This is a genomic window from Paenibacillus daejeonensis DSM 15491 (genome assembly GCF_000378385.1).
Taxonomy (GTDB): Bacteria; Bacillota; Bacilli; order Paenibacillales; family Paenibacillaceae; genus Paenibacillus_D; species Paenibacillus_D daejeonensis.
Genome location: NZ_KB899659.1, coordinates 1,173,573 through 1,191,177 on the forward strand (window position 1 = coordinate 1,173,573; position 17,605 = coordinate 1,191,177).

The following is a 17,605-nucleotide window of genomic DNA, read 5'->3' on the forward strand; positions in this document are numbered from 1 at the left end:
TGGCATGCATTCGAAGATTCAACTACCCTTTTCTTAACTCATCCGGTGAAAATACGTTCTTGAACCCGTAGGTTGCCTCGTCATTGGGCAGTGAGGTGTGTGCGAACTGCAGCAGCACAAGCTGCTTCACATGCAGACAGTCACTGGAACCGCTCGGCACATATAGGCGTACCGGGCCGCCCCTGCTAAGTGGACTGCCATCATCATCTGCAATCCCCAGTGCGGCATCCGCCAGCTGCGACCAAGGAATTTGCGCCTCGAAGGTGTCCTGGGCCTTTACGTGCAGGGACGCTGGCTCCTGAATTGAATCGGCTGACCCGAGCTGCTGCCGCCACGCTGTATACCAGGTGCGAAAATCAACAGCCAGGCCAGACGCACCCGATACGCGCTCACGAATCGGAAAACAAGTGCCGCCCTGCTCCTTTATCTCATCCACCGAGACCGCGAAAGATCCGAGTCCTTCGTGTTCGATCCTTATTTGCCATGGTTCTGTGGTCATCTGTGTCCTCCTGTATCCTTAACCGCCGATTTGGGACATTCTCCGGCTTGTCGGCTCATGGCTTTGTGATTCATCCGCCAGCTTCGCCGCCATTTCATGGCTTTCGGGCTTCAGATCCATGGCTCGCGAATAGAGCTCCAGGAGCCGGCTCCGGTCGCCAAGCGCCGGCCGTACATCCAGCTCATCCATCCAGTACAGACAGGGCTTGATGAACCCGTCCGCCGTCAGTCGCAGACGATTGCATTGACTGCAGAACTGGTCGCTGATTGGGTGAATCAGGCCAAATGAGCCTTTGCCTCCAACCAGTGTCCAATTCTCCGAAGGACCGTTGCCGCTGATGGCATCTCCGGGAATGACATTGTATCCTTGCTCCGCTGCAATTTCATGGACACGCGAGAGCGGCAAATAATGTTTTTTCCAATTCTCGTCGGCATGCCCGATCGGCATGTACTCGATAAATCTTACATGAAGCGGCTGCTCATAGGCCAACTTGAGAAAAGACGCGATTTCATCCTCGTTGATCCCTTTGAGCAGAACACAATTCAGCTTGATGGGAGCAAATCCCGCTGCAGCTGCAGCTTCAATGCCCTGTAGCACCTTCTTCAATTCGCCGCGCCGGGCAATCATGCGAAAACGCGACGACTCCAGGGTATCCAGGCTAATGTTGACCCGGGACAAGCCTGCCGCCCGGAGCGCTTCCGCTTGGGGAGCCAGCAACAGGGCGTTGGTGGTCAGAGCAATATCTTCAATTCCGGGGATGTTCGACAGACGGCTGATCAAATCGGCCAATCCCGGACGCACAAGCGGTTCACCGCCTGTAATGCGCAGCCGGCTAATGCCAAGCTCGGCGCCTGCCTCTACCACTTCGACAATCTGATCGTATGACAGCAGAGTCGATGTGTCCGCAAACGCTACCCCTTCCTCAGGCATACAGTACAGGCAGCGCAAATTGCAGCGATCGGTGACGGAAATACGCAGGTAATTATGAACCCGGCCAAACCGGTCAGTTAATCCAGTCATCGCTTGCACTCCTTTCTTGATTCCACTGCCCTAGCATAACATTTTTCGTCCCGTTATGATATGCTAGTTCTACTCTAAACTTTGTGTATGCGAGGTATTCTATCATGAGCTATACATTCACTATTCAGTTATTCGCCGGATTGTCCGAACGATTCGGCCAGACCTTTCTCCAGCTCATCGCTGATCATGCAGAGTTGACTGTGCATGAGCTTAAATTGAAGCTTGCTGAACACTACCCCGAGCAGCAATCAGCACTGCGTGCCAGCTTCTTGGCCCGCAATCACGCCTATGCTGCCGATAGCGATACCGTTCATCATCAAGATGAGCTGGCTTTGCTTCCCCCGGTGTCTGGCGGCGAGGATACCGAACTGGGAGATGACTATTTACACGAGTCTGACGGTCCTTATTTGATCAGTTCCCTGCCGCTCTCCCCCCAGCAGACCGAGGAATCCATCATTGTTCCGGAGCACGGTGCCGCCCTCAGTTTTATTGGCACGACGCGGGAGTGGACAGCCGGCCAACGTACGGTTTTGCTGGAGTACCAGGCTTATGTCCCGATGGCACTCAAATCCATGCGACAAATCGGCGATGAAATTAGCGACCGCTGGCCGGGCACACGCTGCGCGATCGCCCACCGGATCGGCAGTGTCCCGGTTGGCGAGATAAGCGTTGTCATTGCCGTCTCCGCTCCTCATCGCGATACGTGCTATGAAGCAAGTCGGTATGCCATTGAGCGCCTCAAACAAATTGTCCCGATTTGGAAAAAAGAGATCTGGGAGGACGGGTCTGAGTGGAAAGGACATCAGCAAGGACCTTGGAATCCTTTGAGCGAACAAAAATAGGACAAAAGATCCAAAAATTCAACAAAATTCGAGTACCTTATATTGCCATATGTCGCGTCACTTGTTAAAATAGGACAAATGACGTAAATGAGGTGTCATATGAAGGTGCACGTTACAGAATTGCGAGAAGGCGATCGCCTCAGCAACGACATTTTTAATCCAAACGGCTTGAATGTGCTTTCTCAGGGCACAAAACTTTATTCGCAAGATATCTCCAAGCTATATCAGCACCAGATCGATTATGTCGATATTGAACAGCGAGCAGTGGACACCGACGAACTGGCAGACGCTGCAGCCGATGTGAACCTGGTGTATCAGGAAGCTACCCGTCAGTGCGAGGCACTCTTTGCGGACGCGCGCCGGGCGGGAGCCGTTGATCCGCTAGCTGTGGAGGTTGCATTTCATCCACTCGCGGAAACCGTGCGCCAGCAGCGTGATGTGGTCTCCATGCTATTGCAGCTCGGTACCAAGGACGATTATACGTATCAGCACTCCGTACAGGTGGGCATGCTCTCATACTACCTCGCCAATTGGATGGGGTTGGATGAGCAAGAGGCGCTGGTAGCCGGCAGGGCAGGCTTTTTGCATGATATCGGAAAATGCCGGATTGAAAACGCTATCTTAAATAAACCCGGGAAGCTGACCCCGGCTGAATTCGATGAAATAAAAAAACATCCCCAATACGGTTACGATATCATCCGCCAATCCTTTGCGGAAGAGGAGCTGGCTATTCCTGCGCTGCAGCATCACGAACGGATGGACGGCAGCGGCTATCCGCACGGTCTGAAGGGCGAGGCCATCTCGCAAGTCTCTAGAATCGTAGCCATTGCTGATGTGTATAGCGCCATGATTTCATCAAGGGTGTATCAGCAAAGCAGAGACCTCCTCTATGTGCTGCAAGAGCTGCATATGCTTAGTTTTGGCCAGCTTGATCCTCATGCCGTGCATTGTTTTATCCGTCACATGATTCCCAACTTCATCGGCAAGCAGGTTGAGCTTACCTCGGGTCGTACCGGGGTTATCGTCATGACAAATGCCAATGATTTCTTCCGGCCATTAATCCAGCTCGAGACCGGATTTCTGGATTTGTCTCATCACCACGGCGACGCCATTGTCCATGTCCGCATGTAATAGTGCGCAGGACAATATAATACAAATTAAAACGGCTAGCGCGCCCCATTCGGAGGTGCTAGCCGCTTCATTCTGTTTTGTTCCCGTTGGCCTCTTGCTCTAACGGCCACCCACGCGCTTATTTCACCCTTTTTGCTTGGTTCACCAATCTAACGGCCACCCACGCACTTATTTCACCGAAATCATACTTAAACAGGCACCAACACGGCAAATAGGTGCTTATATGGCCGTTACAATTTCAAACGACCGATTTGGAGTGAAATAGCGGTCATGGTGTCCGTTAGAGATGAACAGTCATGCCCACCGCATTGTGTTCCGTATAGAAACCCCAGCCCCAATCTAGTCCGGCAGACGCTTGGCGAACAAGAAGGTTTCTTTCCAGTACGCTTTATTGATGTCAGTGACTTGAACTCCATCCTCCGGCAATGGGCTGGAGTGAATCATTTTCTGATCTCCCATGTAAATGCCGACATGCCCCACTTTTTTATTGCTTTTGAATCGCCCGGGAACATAGAAGTACATCAAGTCTCCAACACGCAAAGAAGATCGCGGCACATACACGCCTGTTTTCGCTTGGGCTCTTGCTGTACGTGCGAGGGAGTGTCCAAATTTGCTATAGATGTAACGGGTAAAGGAGGAGCAATCGAAACGCTTCGAGCTTCTATATTCCTCTGCTCCAAATGAATAGGGCACGCCATCGTATTTGGCTGCTTCTTGGATTATCTCACGGCCGTTGCTCACCAGCGCCTTCAACACCGATTGATCCTCTGGTGCAGCACGTCCCGCCTGACGGGCCTCACCCTGCTCTGGCTTATCCACCTTGGCAGGGGTCCGTGAAGGGTCCTGTGGGTCATCTGCGAAGCTCTCTCCTCCACCGGACTCGGGATCCTTATAATCCGGGGACGGGAAGATGATAATCTCCTTCTCCTGCAATGCAAAAACCGCTTCATCGCTAAATAAAGCTTGAACAGCCGCTACGGGAAGGGCCAAGCTATTGTTGTGCTTGCGTGCCGGAGCTTCCATTTCGCTGTCGGCTTCTTCTTTATTCGCCTTGCGCGAATCCGGAGTAAAACGCCAGATCACATCGTGATCACCAATACGATATTCTCTTCTATCCTCTGACCATGCCGTTTTAAAGCCAATCTGTTGCGCCATTTGACCAATATCCACATAATCGAGCCCTTCCAGCTCAAATACCTCAACTGCTGACTGTCCCTGTGCAAGTAAACGCAGTTGGCTCGTTCCTTGCTCCTGTGGCTCTGAATTTCGCGCTTGTGTCCCGCACCCTCCTAGCTGCAATGCCATTACCAGACAGCAACTAGTCAAGAGCAATGTCCGCCCCCGCTTGCGAAGGCTTGTTTTGTTCATGTTAATGCCCCTCCTGCACTATTCTCATCCTACTTCAGATAGGATGTTCCAGTACGGGAGATTTATTCTTTGCTGGAGGACGAAATTGCATAAATTCACCAAAAAAAAGCATTCTCCCGGCGGGAGAATGCTGTTGATCTTCATAGGTCAATATTAACCAATCGAACCTTCCATCTCGAACTTGATGAGTCGGTTCATTTCGACCGCGTACTCCATCGGGAGTTCTTTGGTGAATGGCTCGATGAAGCCCATAACGATCATCTGGGTCGCTTCGTCCTCCGACAAGCCGCGGCTCATCAGATAGAAGAGTTGATCCTCTGATACCTTCGAGACGGTGGCTTCGTGCTCGAGTGTAATATTGTCGTTGAGGATTTCGTTGTACGGAATCGTATCCGACGTGGACTCGTTATCCAATATCAGCGTATCGCACTTGACGTTCGCCTTGGAGCCCTCGGAGTTGCGCCCGAAGGAAGTCAGTCCACGGTAGGTTACTTTGCCGCCGTGCTTACTGATCGATTTGGAGACGATCGTCGACGTAGTGTCTGGTGCCAGATGCGTCATCTTCGCGCCTGCATCCTGATGCTGACCTTTACCGGCAACAGCGATCGAGAGCACCATACCTTTGGCACCACGGCCTTTAAGGACAACCGCAGGATATTTCATCGTCAGCTTGGAGCCGATGTTACCATCAACCCAGTCCATTGTCGCGTTTTCTTCTGCTACCGCGCGCTTGGTTACGAGGTTGTAGATGTTCGGTGCCCAGTTCTGAATGGTTGTATACCGAACACTGGAATTCTTGAGACAGAGGATTTCAACAACCGCACTGTGCAAGGAATTCGTGCTGTAGACCGGTGCCGTACAACCTTCGACATAGTGGACCGAGCTGCCCTCGTCCGCGATAATCAACGTCCGCTCGAATTGCCCCATATTCTCCGAGTTGATGCGGAAGTAGGCTTGCAGAGGTACGTCGCATTTTACGCCTGGAGGAACATAGATGAAGCTGCCGCCCGACCAGACCGCGCTGTTCAGCGCAGCAAACTTGTTATCGGTCGGAGGAATCACGGTACCGAAGAACTTCCGGAAAATTTCCGGATGCTCACGCAACGCCGTATCTGTATCCGTGAAGATTACGCCTTGCTTCTCCAGATCTTCCTGCATGCTGTGATAAACAACCTCGGATTCATATTGCGCCGAAACCCCGGCCAGGAACTTTTGCTCCGCTTCCGGAATCCCCAGCTTATCAAAGGTCTCTTTAATTTCGGAAGGGACTTCCTCCCAGGTTTTACCTTGCTTTTCTGAAGGGCGAACATAGTACTGAATTTCATCGTAGTTCAACTCATCGAGATTGCCGCCCCATTTTGGCGTTGGCATTTTGTAGAATTGCTCCAAGGACTTCAAGCGGAAGTCCAGCATCCATTCCGGCTCGCCTTTGATCTCGGAGATGGTACGGACGATTTCGGGGGTCAGACCTTTGCCTGATTCGAAGATCGCCTTATGCTCGTCACGGAAACCATATTTGTACTCTTCCATTTCCGGCATTTTCTTCGCCATTGTGCTCTACCTCCTGTTGTTTTAGTTAGCCGTTCTGTCCATCATGCTCAATCCCTTTGCGCAATGCATTCCAAGCCAGAGTCGCGCACTTGATCCGCGCAGGGAACTTACTGACGCCCGAGAGAGCTTCCAGCTCCTCGTAATCGAACTCGACAGGCTCGCCTTGCATCAGCGAGGAGAAGCGTTCCGCCATCTCCAGCGCTTCTTCGTACGTCTTGCCTTTGACAGCATCCGTCATCATGGAAGCGGAAGACAGGGAGATCGAACACCCTTCGCCTGTGAATTTGGCCTGCTTGACAATCCCGTCCTGCAGCTGCATCTGTAAGGAGATGCGGTCACCGCAGGTCGGGTTATTCAAATTAACCGTGACCGCATCTTCTTCCATTGAACCGCGGTTACGGGGGTTTTTATAATGATCCATTATGACTCTGCGGTACAAATCATCCAATTGCATGACCGAAGAACTCCTTTGTCTTTAGTAATCCGTCTACCAAGGCGTCTACGTCCGCTTCGTCGTTATAGAGATAAAAACTGGCCCTAGCCGTTGCCGTAACTTCCAGCCAACGCATGAGAGGCTGGCAGCAGTGATGTCCGGCACGGACAGCAATGCCTTCGGCATCCAATACAGTGGCCACATCATGGGGATGCACATCGCCGAGATTAAAAGTAATCAAGCCGACCCTGCCGCTTGTCGGACCGTAGAGGGAGATTCCCTCAATCGTGCTCAGACGGTCGAACGCATAGGCAGCCAAGGTCTTCTCATGCTGGTCGATGGCATCCATGCCGATCTCCTCCAGGAAGTCGATTGCAGCCGCCAGACCAACCGCTCCAGCGATAATGGGCGTGCCACCCTCGAATTTCCAGGGCAGCTCCTTCCAGGTGGAATCATACAGGTCGACATGATCAATCATCTCGCCACCGAATTCAACCGGCTCCATCCGCTCCAGCAGGTGTTTCTTGCCGTACAGCACACCAATGCCCGTCGGTCCGCACATTTTGTGACCGGAGAAAGCGTAGAAATCACAGTCGAGCTCACGTACATCCACCTTCAGATGCGGTGTGCTCTGCGCGCCGTCGACTACCATAACCGCTCCGTGACGATGGGCAATCTCCGTGATCTCCTTGATCGGATTTATCACGCCCAGCACATTGGAGACGTACATGACGGATACGACCTTGGTACGGTCGGTAATGGTCGCTTCCACATCCTCGATCCGGATGGTGCCATCCGATTGAAGAGGAATGTAGCGGAGCACTGCGCCCGTCGCCTTGGCCACTTGCTGCCAAGGAATCAGATTGCTGTGATGCTCCATCGGGGTGAGGACAATCTCATCGCCCTCGCCGCAGGCTTCGCGCGCATAGCTGGCAGCCACAAGATTGAGCGCCGTGGTTGTTCCACGGGTGAAGATAATCTCCTGCGTGCTGCCAGCGCCGATAAAACGAGCGACACGCTCACGCGCGCCTTCGTAAGCGTCGGTAGCGCGTGAGCCGAGCGTATGCACGCCGCGGTGAACATTGGAATTGCTAAATTCATAATAACGGCTGACCGCGTCCAGCACCGCCCGCGGCTTCTGCGAGGTCGCCGCATTGTCCAGATACACAAGCGGATGTCCGTTCACCTGCTGCTGCAGGATCGGAAACTGCTCGCGCAGCTCACGGGCATTCATGACAGCAATTTCCTTTCGAGCAGCTCACGAAGCTGGGTGCGGACAGCCTCGATTGGAATCTCTGACACAACAGGCGCCAGGAAGCCATAAATGATAAGACGCTCGGCCTGGGCCTTGGAAATGCCGCGTGACATCAAATAATGGATTTGTTCCGGGCTCACTTGTCCAACGCTCGCTGCATGACCTGCTGTTACGTCATCCTCGTCAATCAGGAGAATCGGATTCGCGTCGCCGCGGGCTTTGGGGCTAAGCATCAGTACTTTTTCTGTCTGTACGCCATTAGCCTTGGTTGCGCCTTTTTCAATCTTGGTGATGCCATTAATAATCGCCGTCGCCTGCTCTTTCATGACCGCGCGCGTAACCATCAACGAGTCGGTATTCTTACCGAAGTGAACAGCACGCGTAGTCAGGCTCATCTTCTGATCAGAAGCGCCAATGCTGATGACCTTAACATCCGAGGTAGAGCCCGCGCCGTCGAGGCTCGAGGTGGTGTCGGATAACACATTGCCATCATTGAGGTCGCCGATAATCCACTCGATGCGTCCGTCGCGCTCTACATTCGAGCGGCGTACAGAGAGGTCGATGACTTGTGGATGCATATGGTGAATAGACGCAAAACGAACTTGTGCTCCCGCTTTGACGATGACCTCGACAGCGCCATGATGAATCGAAGGGGCTGCGTCGCCTGTACGAGAGGAAATGACGCGATCCACGTACGTCACGCGGCTGTTCGATTCAGCAACAATCAGAATATGCGGCGCAAAGGTCGCTTCCGGATCGTCGGTCAAGAACAGTGCCTGTACGGGCAATTCCACGTCCACATTCTTGGGCACGTACAGGAAGATGCCGCCGTTCCACAGTGCCGCGTGCAACGCGTTCAGCTTGTCCTCGTCCTTCTTGACTGCACTGAACAGATACGGTTGAACCAGTTCCGGATGCTCGGCGGCGGCCGTCTCCAGATCCGTGAAGATCACGCCTTGCGCTTTGAGCTGCTCCGATAGCTGACGGAAGACGATGCCCGAGTTGCGTTGGACAATGAAGTCTGCTCCCGCGTCCTGAGGCACGTAAGGCTGGACATCTGCCGGCAGATCCTCTACTCGTGTCAGTTGCTCGGCTGCCTTATACTCGCCCAGCGCGCCAAGCGACCAGCGCTCGATCCGTGTTTTCTCCGGTTTCGGCCAGGCCAGCGTCTCGGCAAGCTCTGCCGCCTCGGCTCGCAGGGATGCCAGCCACTGGGGCTCCTGCTTGCTGCGGGACAACGCCTCAGCCGAACTACGATTAATCGGAGTCGATAGTTGTGTACTCATAGATTTGCTCTTCTCCTTTCGTTCGGCCTAGGCTTGCCCGACAGTTTCATCGACGATGCCAAGCTCTTCCTTGACCCAGTCGTAACCTTCATTCTCCAGACGCGCTGCAAGCTCAGGACCGCCAGATTTGACGATACGGCCTTGCATCATAACGTGGACATAGTCAGGTGTAATATAGTTCAAGAGCCGCTGATAGTGCGTAATGATGAGGAATCCGCGATCTTCGGATCTCATGCTGTTCACGCCGGCAGCAACGATTTTGAGAGCATCAATATCCAGACCGGAGTCAATTTCGTCAAGAATAACGATTTTTGGGTCCAGCATCAGCATTTGTAGAATCTCATTCCGCTTCTTCTCACCGCCGGAGAATCCTTCATTAAGGTAACGATGCGCGAACTCGGGATTCATATCCAGTTCTTTCATCTTGGCTTCCATTTGGCGGATGAACTTGATCAGCGAGATCTCGTCCCCTTCTTCGCGACGGGCATTGATTGCGCTGCGCAGGAAGTCCGAATTGGTCACGCCGGAGATTTCACTTGGATATTGCATGGCCAGGAAAACGCCAGCGAGCGCGCGCTCGTCGACATCCATTTCCAGCAAATCTTCTCCGTTCAATTCAGCAGTTCCACCGGTAACCTCATATTTAGGGTGCCCCATCAAGGCCGAAGCCAGCGTACTTTTACCTGTTCCGTTCGGTCCCATGATGGCGTGAATCTCGCCGCCTTTTATCTCCAGGTTGATTCCTTTCAGAATCTCCTTATCTTCAATTGTAGCTTTCAGCCCGTCAATCACAAACTTCGTGGACATGATTTATTGCTCCTTCCGAATGGTGTCAAATTTTCTGAACGCCGCGCGGGCGTATTCTCAATGATTCTCAATCTAATCTTATAATAATTCCTGTTACAAAGCAATCAACGCCGTTAAAATAGCCAGATCTAACTTTGACCCAATACTTGGCGGATCTCGCGGCACCTGGATTCGTACGCTTGCTGAGACAGCACTTCTTCAAATGTGGATTCAGGTACACCGTCCTCCAGCCTTACCCAGGATTTGCAGCCCAGGTAAGGCTCTCTCACCGGAACCTCAGCAGGCTCCTTCAGGCGCCAGGCCCGGATAAACAGCAAATGCAGCGGCTGCTTCCGCTTCCACTTCAACCGCTTCTCGGCCAGCTCCTCCGTCCAAATGTGGTAAGGATAGAGCTTGTCCAGGGTCTCCTGATCACGAATCTCCAGTTCTTCTGTCACTTCTCCATAGAGGGACAACCGCATCTGTGAGGCGTTCTGCTGCCAGTCCTGGAGTGTTTCTTCCAATACCGGCCGGGCCGGCTCCTTGAGAAGCTCGGCTTTCTGATGCTCATAAGTCTCCATCAGATAGAATGTTGGACTGAGGAGCTGGAAGTCGCGAGTTTCTTCGACAATTCCCCCTTTGCGCAACAGGAAGATCTGCTCCCCCGATGCCAGTGCCCGGACCACTACCGCCCACTCCTTCAATGCCACAGGCTCATTATGCCCGCTTGTTGATAAATTGTACATGTCCGTCCTCCTAAAAGTTTTCCGAAGGAAAACTCACTTCGGAAGCATAGGCTAAAAAGTTTTCCGTAGGGTCTATTATATCAGTTGAAGGTATTCCAACGCGAAATAATATTCGCTATACTAAGCTGAGACGAATACCAAACCCGCGATTTCGTACTATTATTGGAGGTGGGACCCCCTTGTCAACATATCATCCATTAACGGAACAGGAAGCGATTCGGCACGCCCGTTCGCTCGAAGGCTTTTTTCCTGCAGACGCCGAACTGGCATGTCAGGAAATCGGAGACGGCAATCTGAATCTCGTTTTTCATATAACTGATGCCATTAGCGGCAAGAGCTTGATACTGAAGCAGGCCCTGCCCTATGCCAAGGTCGTCGGCGAATCCTGGCCACTGACACTCGATAGAGCCCGCATTGAGAGCGAAGCTCTTATAATAGAAGGCAAGCTGGCACCCGGACTGGTCCCGCAGGTGTACCATTACGATGCCGATCTGGCCCTTACGGTTATGGAGGACCTGAGCGATCATGTTATTATGCGCCGGGCCTTGATTGAGGGACGTCGTTTCCCACAGTTCGCTGAGGATATCTCCACGTTCATGGCTAACACGCTCTTCTTCACCTCGGATCTGGGCATGAACCAGCAGGAGAAGAAATTGCAGTCTGGCCGTTTCATTAATCCGGAGCTGTGTAAGATTACGGAGGATCTCATCTTTGAAGACCCGTACACGGACTCGCCTAATAATAATTACGATGCGGCCATTGCCGATGCGGCCGAGGCGCTGACTCGCGACAACGAACTCCATTTGGAGGTTGCCATTCTACGGAACAAATTTTTGACTCAAGGTCAAGCTCTGCTGCATGGCGACCTGCACACAGGCAGTATCTTCGTCAAAGACGATTCGACAAAAGCCATCGATCCTGAGTTTGCCTATTATGGCCCGTCAGGTTTTGATGTGGGTGCGACCATTGCGAATCTGCTGCTTAATTATGCCGCTCACGAGCACTGGCATCAGGACGCTCAGGAACGAGCCGATTACCGTTTGTATCTGCTGGAGACGATCCGCGACATCTGGACGCTGTTCGAGCGCAAGTTCCTTCAGCTATGGGACGAGCACGGCATTGATCGTCTGCTGAATTCAGCAGACGGATACAAGAAGCTGTACCTGTCGAACTTGCTTCAGGATACCACAGGCTATGCCGGGTGCAAAATGGTACGCCGGATCGTTGGTCTCTCACATGTTGCCGATATTGATACGATTCCTGATGCGCAAGCTAAGGAGCGCGCCCAGCGGTTGGCCCTGCAGATCGGCACTTCGCTGATCAAGCGCAACCGCCGCATCGAATCGATTGAAGAACTGATCGACGTAGCAGCATCTGCTGCTCAAGCATGACACCTCAGCAATGTCTAATTCAAGAAAGGGTAATGAACCATGCATAATACAACTGAAGCTTTGCAATCTGTCATCTGGACAGGAGAGCGGGTCGAGCTGCTGGATCAGCGGCTGCTGCCCGAGGAGATCGTCTATCTCCCATTAACTACACCGGAAGATGTATGGGAGGCGATTCGCCACCTTAAGGTTCGCGGGGCGCCGGCCATCGGCATTTCCGCTGCATATGGCGTTGTATTAGGCAGTCGGGGTGCATTTGATACCACAGAGGATTGGCTGGCTGCCGTGAACCAGCATGCCCAATACCTTGCCACCTCCAGACCAACGGCTGTGAACCTGTTCTGGGCGCTTGACCGGATGAAGGCACGTGCTGTGCAATTGGCTGCCTCGGGGAGTCCGGTAGACGAATGTCAACAGGCCCTCGTTATGGAAGCCGTAGCTATCCAGAGCGAAGATGAGGAGACCAACCGCCTGATTGGCGAGCATGCCTTATCTCTCTTTAAGGATGACATGGGCGTATTGACGCACTGCAATGCCGGTGGACTGGCTACCGCCAAATACGGCACTGCGCTTGCCCCGTTTTATCTGGCACAGGAGCAAGGGCTCAAGATTCGTGTATTTGCGGATGAAACGCGTCCCGTGCTCCAAGGCGCCCGGCTCACAGCCTTTGAGCTGCAGCAGGCTGGGGTTGACGTCACCCTAATCTGTGATAACATGGCCGGCATGGTTATGTCCAAAGGCTGGATCGATGCCGTTATTGTCGGCACCGACCGTGTTGCTGCCAATGGCGATGTGGCCAACAAAATCGGAACCTACAGCGTAGCTGTACTGGCCAAGGCCCATAACATTCCGTTCTATGTCGCATGTCCAATGTCAACAATTGATATGCAGACGCCAACAGGCGCGGATATTCCAATTGAAGAGCGCCCGGATGAAGAAATCACGGAAGGCTTCGGCAAACGGACCGCTCCCGCTGGCGTGAAGGTGTTCAACCCGGCATTTGACGTGACACCTAACGAATATGTGAGTGCGATTATTACCGAGAAAGGCATTCTCCGCCCGCCGTTTGATGCCAGTCTCAAGAAATTGTTCGAACAATTGTAATCCAGCATACGATCAGGCTAGCCAGTCATTTCATATCTAATAACAAAATCAGCTCCAGACCCTGTGGTCTGGAGCTGATTTCGCTTGCGTGTTTATAGCATTTTGGCGAGCGCTTCCCTGCCTGGCATCCCTTTATGGATACCCATCGTTTCCGCCTCCACTGTCACGGACTCCAAGGGTGCTTCCAGCAGCTCCTCCAGTGTCCGTACACCTACTGCCCGGCCGGCTATAATTCCCCGATCCCGTAATTTCTCATTAAGTAACCCTACATCGAGCGCGCCGCACATAATATAGCCCTGATCAGTAGAGATGCTCAGCAGCGTCGTTTTGGGCAGCTTCACCTCTACACCTAGCGCCGTCGCCGATCCGATCGTAATAGGCACCATCCGGATCATTGTAATCCCTCCACTCTTCTGTGCCTGCTTCCTGCAAGGCAAGGATCAACTGACTGTATACTATATGCCAGTCTGCGATCTCCGTGTGGGGAGCCGCCTTGTCAGACCAATACCTATGGGATATCAACTAAAAAAAGATGACCCTGATGTCAAATTTAGGACTATGTACTCAATTTCATTCATGGTATATTAGTAATAGTTATGTAAGAAGTAGTCCCTGTGAACTAGAGCCAAACTATTGAAGGGGGAAGTAGGGCGTTGATGACGAAAGAAAAAACAACCAACAGCTCCTATCTGTTTAACGTAGATATTCTTATAGAGGATGAGAGCAACGCCCGAGCGTTGGAACGTCTCTTGAGCATCCTTAATCAGACGGGTGCTGCCGATTTTCGCATTCAGAGCGGAATCGAACTTGGCCGGGTGATTGAATCCATGATGACACGAACCAAGCCACCTCAAGAGCATGCTGTTCCTCATCTGAATCTTGTGCCTCCACCATCGAAATCAGCTCTCGCACGACCCACCACTCCTGGGCCAGACACTGGAATGGCTGTGGACGCGAGAATCCGCGCCTATATTGATCAGAACAAGCTGATTCGGTTGCATGTGAATAAAGGATTGGGCGTCAAGCTCAGCATCCCTTGCCGAATCGTCAAGTTTGATGAAGAGAACGGAAATGTCACTGTCTACCATGTGGATGAGAAACAAGTATATACCTTTTCCATTAATGAAATTGACGATTTCATTGAATAATGTCATTCACCACACACAAAACCCGCCCTTGCATACACAGGAGGCGGGTTTCTTGGTCTATCTTTCAACAAGCTATCCAGTTTGTAATAGTCTCTCGACTTGCTGGCTGGTCACGGGAGCGCTCCAGAAGTAACCTTGCATTTCATCGCAGCCATGACGCTTCAAAAATTGCAGTTGGCCTTCATTCTCTACCCCCTCAGCGATAACCTGCATATTGAGGTTATGAGCCATAGAGATAATCGCTGCCACAATGGCCGCGTCTCCGGGATCATGCTGAATGTCTCTGACAAAGGAGCGGTCAATCTTCAGACGACCAATTGGCAGCTTCTTCAAGTAATTGAGCGAACTGTAGCCCGTGCCGAAATCATCAATGCTAATATTGATGCCCATTTTTGTCAGCTCCAGCAGGCACTGTGTAGCGTGGTCCACATCCATCGTCATCGATTCGGTAATTTCCAGGTCGAGGTGCTCAGGTGAGAGACCTGTCCGCTCCAGAACGCTGGCAACCTTCTCCGTTAAATTCTGTTGCAGAAACTGCCGAATTGACAGGTTTACAGAAACCGGAACAGCAGATAAGCCTGCATCCTGCCATGCTTTATTTTGGCGGCACGCTTCTTCCAGCACCCAATCACCCAATTGGACAATCAGACCGGTTTCCTCTGCAACGGGAATAAACTGCCCAGGGGGTACCAAGCCCCGCTCCGGATGTTCCCAGCGAATCAAGGCTTCGAGTCCAATGACTTCCCCACTTGAGAGATCGTATTGCGGCTGATAGTGCAGCACAAACTCCTGACGCTGAATCGCTTGCTTCATTTCATGCTGGAGGGTCAAGCGTTCCAGAGATGAATTACTCCAGCTATCCGAGTACAAAATATAACCGTTCCTGCCGCTGTCCTTGGCTTTGCTCAGCGCTTGTTCCGCTTTCCTTAACAATTGGCCCGGCTCATCCTTCGTTTCACTTGCAGCTATGCCAACACTCGCCGTTACATGAAGCGGGAAACCCTGCAGTTCAAAAGGCTCCTCCAGTTCAGCCATCAACTCTGTTGTCCGCGCAACGAGCTCTTGCTCGGATTCAACAGCCATCAGGAGCACGGCGAATTCGTCTCCTTCCATGCGTGCCGTCATATCCTGCTCGGACAATCGCCTGGTAAGGCGTTCAGCCACTTGCAGGAGCAGCATATCGCCAAATTCGCGGCCAAACGAATCATTGACCAGTCGAAAATGGTCCAGATCCAGGTATAACAGTCCGACCTGCCCCTCATGTCTCTGGGACCGGTCAAGCGCCTCAGTCAGCTGTATCATGAACATTCTCCGGTTAGGCAACCCTGTCATGTCATCATAATAAGCCATATACCGGATACGCTCCCGATTGCGTCTGCGATCACTTGTATCTTGAATAATCAGCATGGTGCCGCTCCACTTGTCCTCCTGGTACAAAGGACAGGCAATAACCTGAATATCAAGGGGCAGTCCCGATCGGTTGACGAGAGTCAACGGAAAATGCCCGCCTGCTGATTCAACATGCGCGTCCTCCAGCCAAGCAGCTGTCTCGGCGCTCGTCTCTAGCAAGGACTGAAGCTTCGTGCCCAGCAATTCTTGCTTCTCGTAACCCAACAGCTGTGCTGCGCTGTCATTGACGTCAAGAAATTGCCCTTGGGTATCCAGAACGACAACCGGCATTGGGCTGCGAACCAGCAAGGCATCGGCAACCTGATGGCGGATCGAACGCCATGCGGACCGTGTCTGTCGCAGCTGCCGAAGATACACGAGTAACAGGATGATCACTGTGAAGGCTACCAGAGCAGCTGACAGCCACTTGGCTCCCTGTGAACCGAAGAAATCCAGCGATACGCCCATCCAGAGAGCGATGGCCAGGACGACAAGCCCTATCGTCCAGACTGCCAGCATGCGGGCACGGTCAAAGTTGGGTTGTTGATGAGTAGGCCGTACTTTACGATCCGCCACACACGTTCTCCTTCCTGTCTGCACTAAATGTCAGCTACGCAACATCTAACTATTTGCGTCGCGTGACGGCGATGATCATCATGAGCCAGCCAGCAATAAAGGCAACTCCGCCGATCGGCGTGACCATCCCGAGCTTGGTAAATCCAGTCAGCGTCAGAACGTACAGGCTGCCAGAGAAAATCAGAATCCCGGCATGGAGCAGTCCGGCAGCCCATGTCAACAAACGGCGGTCAGCCGACGATTGCGGGATCAAACCTATCAGAATCAGCCCGATGGCATGGTACATCTGATAACGAACCCCCGTCTCGTAAGTTGCGAGCATGGACTCGGTCAGCTGCTCCTCCAACGCATGTGCGCCAAAGGCTCCAAAGGCTACAGCCAGCATGGCATAGATCGCACCGGTAACAACATACTTTGAAGTCATGTGTAGTTTTCACTTCCCTGTATTTGGTGTATAATTCTACAAAAACCTATAAAGGAGCAACGCAATGGATCAGAATCCTTACCAATCCCCAGATCAACGTAGCCCTTCCGGGCCTTTTCAACCCTATTCCGAACATGATCAGGGCGAGCCCTATCCCACCAAGCAATCCGGGCTCGGTATTGCTTCGTTCGTCATTGGGCTTCTCAGCATCCTTGGGATTATTGGCGTTGTTGTCCTTTCCATGACAGCCGCGTACTCCATTTTTGAATCTCTGCCGACTGACGGCTCCGTGCCAGATCCTGAGACCATTGCTCAGGCATCCGGAAGCGGCGTCATGCTATTAGGCATCCTGCTGCTGTTCACTGTGCTTCTCAGTGTAGTCGGTCTTATTCTGGGCATCATCGGCTTGTTTATTAAGAACAGGCGCAAGGTGTTTGGAATCATCGGCGTCGTTCTGAACGGAGTGATCGTCTTTGGGTTTGGCGGTCTGCTGATCCTGGGCACCTTCGTTCAAGGTATGTAAATAAAAGCTGAATAAGGCTTGTGCAAAGGCTTCGCAGAATCGATTATACCATGGTCGCCCATCAAACGCATAACGCGAACCTGCGCCACCAACCTGGCGAGCTCTGCTCCCCGGGTAGTTCGCGTTTGCGGCCGGC

At 52.4% G+C, this 17,605-nt stretch carries 18 protein-coding genes; 6 read left to right on the forward strand and 12 right to left on the reverse strand.

The features are described from left to right. Window positions 1-22: 22 nt before the first annotated feature. Together F556_RS0105810 and moaA are read right to left on the reverse strand one after the other, a co-directional pair. Entirely contained in the window at window positions 23-499 is a 477-nt protein-coding gene (locus tag F556_RS0105810) for a hypothetical protein (RefSeq protein ID WP_020615970.1), read from the reverse strand. An 18-nt stretch (window positions 500-517) separates the two neighbouring features. Next, window positions 518-1,519, reverse strand: coding sequence for a GTP 3',8-cyclase MoaA (gene moaA, locus F556_RS0105815; protein WP_020615971.1), 1,002 nt, complete (start codon window positions 1,517-1,519; stop codon window positions 518-520). A gap of 104 nt (window positions 1,520-1,623) precedes the next feature. Between moaA and F556_RS0105820 the strand changes: the two genes are divergently transcribed. Together F556_RS0105820 and F556_RS0105825 are read left to right on the forward strand one after the other, a co-directional pair. Further along, the gene (locus F556_RS0105820) at window positions 1,624-2,361 is read left to right on the forward strand and encodes a molybdenum cofactor biosynthesis protein (RefSeq protein WP_020615972.1); all 738 of its coding nucleotides are present in this window, start codon (window positions 1,624-1,626) and stop codon (window positions 2,359-2,361) included. A gap of 99 nt (window positions 2,362-2,460) precedes the next feature. After that, on the forward strand, window positions 2,461-3,492 hold the full coding sequence (locus tag F556_RS0105825; RefSeq protein WP_020615973.1) for an HD-GYP domain-containing protein: 1,032 nt from the start codon (window positions 2,461-2,463) through the stop codon (window positions 3,490-3,492). 339 nt (window positions 3,493-3,831) lie between these two features. Here the strand turns inward: F556_RS0105825 and F556_RS33345 are convergent, their stop codons facing one another. The 7 genes from F556_RS33345 to F556_RS0105860 all read right to left on the reverse strand — a co-directional run bounded on the left by F556_RS33345 (window position 3,832) and on the right by F556_RS0105860 (window position 10,917). After that, entirely contained in the window at window positions 3,832-4,860 is a 1,029-nt protein-coding gene (locus F556_RS33345; protein WP_020615974.1) for a C40 family peptidase, read from the reverse strand. Between the two features lie 153 nt (window positions 4,861-5,013). Beyond that, a complete protein-coding gene (gene sufB, locus F556_RS0105835; RefSeq protein ID WP_020615975.1) occupies window positions 5,014-6,411 on the reverse strand; it encodes a Fe-S cluster assembly protein SufB in 1,398 nt (465 codons plus the stop codon). Window positions 6,412-6,436: 25 nt separating this feature from the next. Beyond that, window positions 6,437-6,865 (reverse strand): Fe-S cluster assembly sulfur transfer protein SufU, encoded by a 429-nt coding sequence (gene sufU / locus F556_RS0105840; protein ID WP_020615976.1) that lies wholly within the window; start codon window positions 6,863-6,865, stop codon window positions 6,437-6,439. Next, complete coding sequence (locus tag F556_RS0105845) at window positions 6,852-8,078, reverse strand: cysteine desulfurase (protein WP_020615977.1); 1,227 nt, start codon at window positions 8,076-8,078, stop codon at window positions 6,852-6,854. The genes sufU and F556_RS0105845 overlap by 14 nt, the downstream gene beginning before the upstream one ends. After that, window positions 8,075-9,385 (reverse strand): Fe-S cluster assembly protein SufD, encoded by a 1,311-nt coding sequence (gene sufD, locus F556_RS0105850; RefSeq protein WP_020615978.1) that lies wholly within the window; start codon window positions 9,383-9,385, stop codon window positions 8,075-8,077. Before sufD ends, F556_RS0105845 begins: the two co-directional genes overlap by 4 nt. A gap of 27 nt (window positions 9,386-9,412) precedes the next feature. Continuing rightward, window positions 9,413-10,192, reverse strand: a complete 780-nt coding sequence (sufC, locus tag F556_RS0105855; RefSeq protein WP_020615979.1) for a Fe-S cluster assembly ATPase SufC — start codon at window positions 10,190-10,192, stop codon at window positions 9,413-9,415. A 128-nt stretch (window positions 10,193-10,320) separates the two neighbouring features. Then, window positions 10,321-10,917 carry a DUF1802 family protein gene (locus F556_RS0105860; RefSeq protein WP_020615980.1) on the reverse strand — a complete coding sequence of 199 codons (597 nt, stop codon included), beginning with the start codon at window positions 10,915-10,917 and terminating at the stop codon, window positions 10,321-10,323. A gap of 179 nt (window positions 10,918-11,096) precedes the next feature. Here F556_RS0105860 and mtnK point away from each other — a divergent pair, with 179 nt between their 5' ends. Both mtnK and mtnA read left to right on the forward strand, forming a co-directional pair. Beyond that, window positions 11,097-12,308, forward strand: a complete 1,212-nt coding sequence (gene mtnK, locus F556_RS0105865; protein ID WP_020615981.1) for an S-methyl-5-thioribose kinase — start codon at window positions 11,097-11,099, stop codon at window positions 12,306-12,308. A gap of 39 nt (window positions 12,309-12,347) precedes the next feature. Then, a complete protein-coding gene (gene mtnA, locus F556_RS0105870; protein WP_020615982.1) occupies window positions 12,348-13,409 on the forward strand; it encodes an S-methyl-5-thioribose-1-phosphate isomerase in 1,062 nt (353 codons plus the stop codon). Window positions 13,410-13,501: 92 nt separating this feature from the next. On the opposite strand, the gene F556_RS0105875 is transcribed toward mtnA, so the two are convergent. Then, window positions 13,502-13,804, reverse strand: a complete 303-nt coding sequence (locus tag F556_RS0105875) for a YunC family protein (protein WP_020615983.1) — start codon at window positions 13,802-13,804, stop codon at window positions 13,502-13,504. A gap of 258 nt (window positions 13,805-14,062) precedes the next feature. Here F556_RS0105875 and F556_RS0105880 point away from each other — a divergent pair, with 258 nt between their 5' ends. Continuing rightward, entirely contained in the window at window positions 14,063-14,557 is a 495-nt protein-coding gene (locus F556_RS0105880) for a hypothetical protein (protein WP_157272622.1), read from the forward strand. Window positions 14,558-14,629: 72 nt separating this feature from the next. On the opposite strand, the gene F556_RS0105885 is transcribed toward F556_RS0105880, so the two are convergent. Then, on the reverse strand, window positions 14,630-16,522 hold the full coding sequence (locus tag F556_RS0105885; protein ID WP_020615985.1) for a putative bifunctional diguanylate cyclase/phosphodiesterase: 1,893 nt from the start codon (window positions 16,520-16,522) through the stop codon (window positions 14,630-14,632). Window positions 16,523-16,571: 49 nt separating this feature from the next. Next, a complete protein-coding gene (locus F556_RS0105890; RefSeq protein ID WP_020615986.1) occupies window positions 16,572-16,946 on the reverse strand; it encodes a DUF423 domain-containing protein in 375 nt (124 codons plus the stop codon). Between the two features lie 64 nt (window positions 16,947-17,010). Here F556_RS0105890 and F556_RS0105895 point away from each other — a divergent pair, with 64 nt between their 5' ends. Then, window positions 17,011-17,469 (forward strand): hypothetical protein, encoded by a 459-nt coding sequence (locus F556_RS0105895; RefSeq protein WP_020615987.1) that lies wholly within the window; start codon window positions 17,011-17,013, stop codon window positions 17,467-17,469. The last annotated feature ends 136 nt before the right edge of the window (window positions 17,470-17,605 follow it).

Excerpts from the sequence above, each read along its gene's own strand:
- sufU (WP_020615976.1), bottom strand. The coding sequence starts at position 6,865 with ATGCAATTGGATGATTTGTACCGCAGAGTCATAATGGATCATTATAAA.
- F556_RS0105860 (WP_020615980.1), bottom strand. The coding sequence starts at position 10,917 with ATGTACAATTTATCAACAAGCGGGCATAATGAGCCTGTGGCATTGAAG.
- mtnA (WP_020615982.1), top strand. The coding sequence starts at position 12,348 with ATGCATAATACAACTGAAGCTTTGCAATCTGTCATCTGGACAGGAGAG.
- sufB (WP_020615975.1), bottom strand. The coding sequence starts at position 6,411 with ATGGCGAAGAAAATGCCGGAAATGGAAGAGTACAAATATGGTTTCCGT.
- F556_RS0105845 (WP_020615977.1), bottom strand. The coding sequence starts at position 8,078 with ATGAATGCCCGTGAGCTGCGCGAGCAGTTTCCGATCCTGCAGCAGCAG.
- F556_RS33345 (WP_020615974.1), bottom strand. The coding sequence starts at position 4,860 with ATGAACAAAACAAGCCTTCGCAAGCGGGGGCGGACATTGCTCTTGACT.
- sufD (WP_020615978.1), bottom strand. The coding sequence starts at position 9,385 with ATGAGTACACAACTATCGACTCCGATTAATCGTAGTTCGGCTGAGGCG.
- F556_RS0105875 (WP_020615983.1), bottom strand. The coding sequence starts at position 13,804 with ATGATCCGGATGGTGCCTATTACGATCGGATCGGCGACGGCGCTAGGT.
- F556_RS0105820 (WP_020615972.1), top strand. The coding sequence starts at position 1,624 with ATGAGCTATACATTCACTATTCAGTTATTCGCCGGATTGTCCGAACGA.
- F556_RS0105895 (WP_020615987.1), top strand. The coding sequence starts at position 17,011 with ATGGATCAGAATCCTTACCAATCCCCAGATCAACGTAGCCCTTCCGGG.
- sufC (WP_020615979.1), bottom strand. The coding sequence starts at position 10,192 with ATGTCCACGAAGTTTGTGATTGACGGGCTGAAAGCTACAATTGAAGAT.
- moaA (WP_020615971.1), bottom strand. The coding sequence starts at position 1,519 with ATGACTGGATTAACTGACCGGTTTGGCCGGGTTCATAATTACCTGCGT.
- F556_RS0105890 (WP_020615986.1), bottom strand. The coding sequence starts at position 16,946 with ATGACTTCAAAGTATGTTGTTACCGGTGCGATCTATGCCATGCTGGCT.
- F556_RS0105825 (WP_020615973.1), top strand. The coding sequence starts at position 2,461 with ATGAAGGTGCACGTTACAGAATTGCGAGAAGGCGATCGCCTCAGCAAC.
- F556_RS0105810 (WP_020615970.1), bottom strand. The coding sequence starts at position 499 with ATGACCACAGAACCATGGCAAATAAGGATCGAACACGAAGGACTCGGA.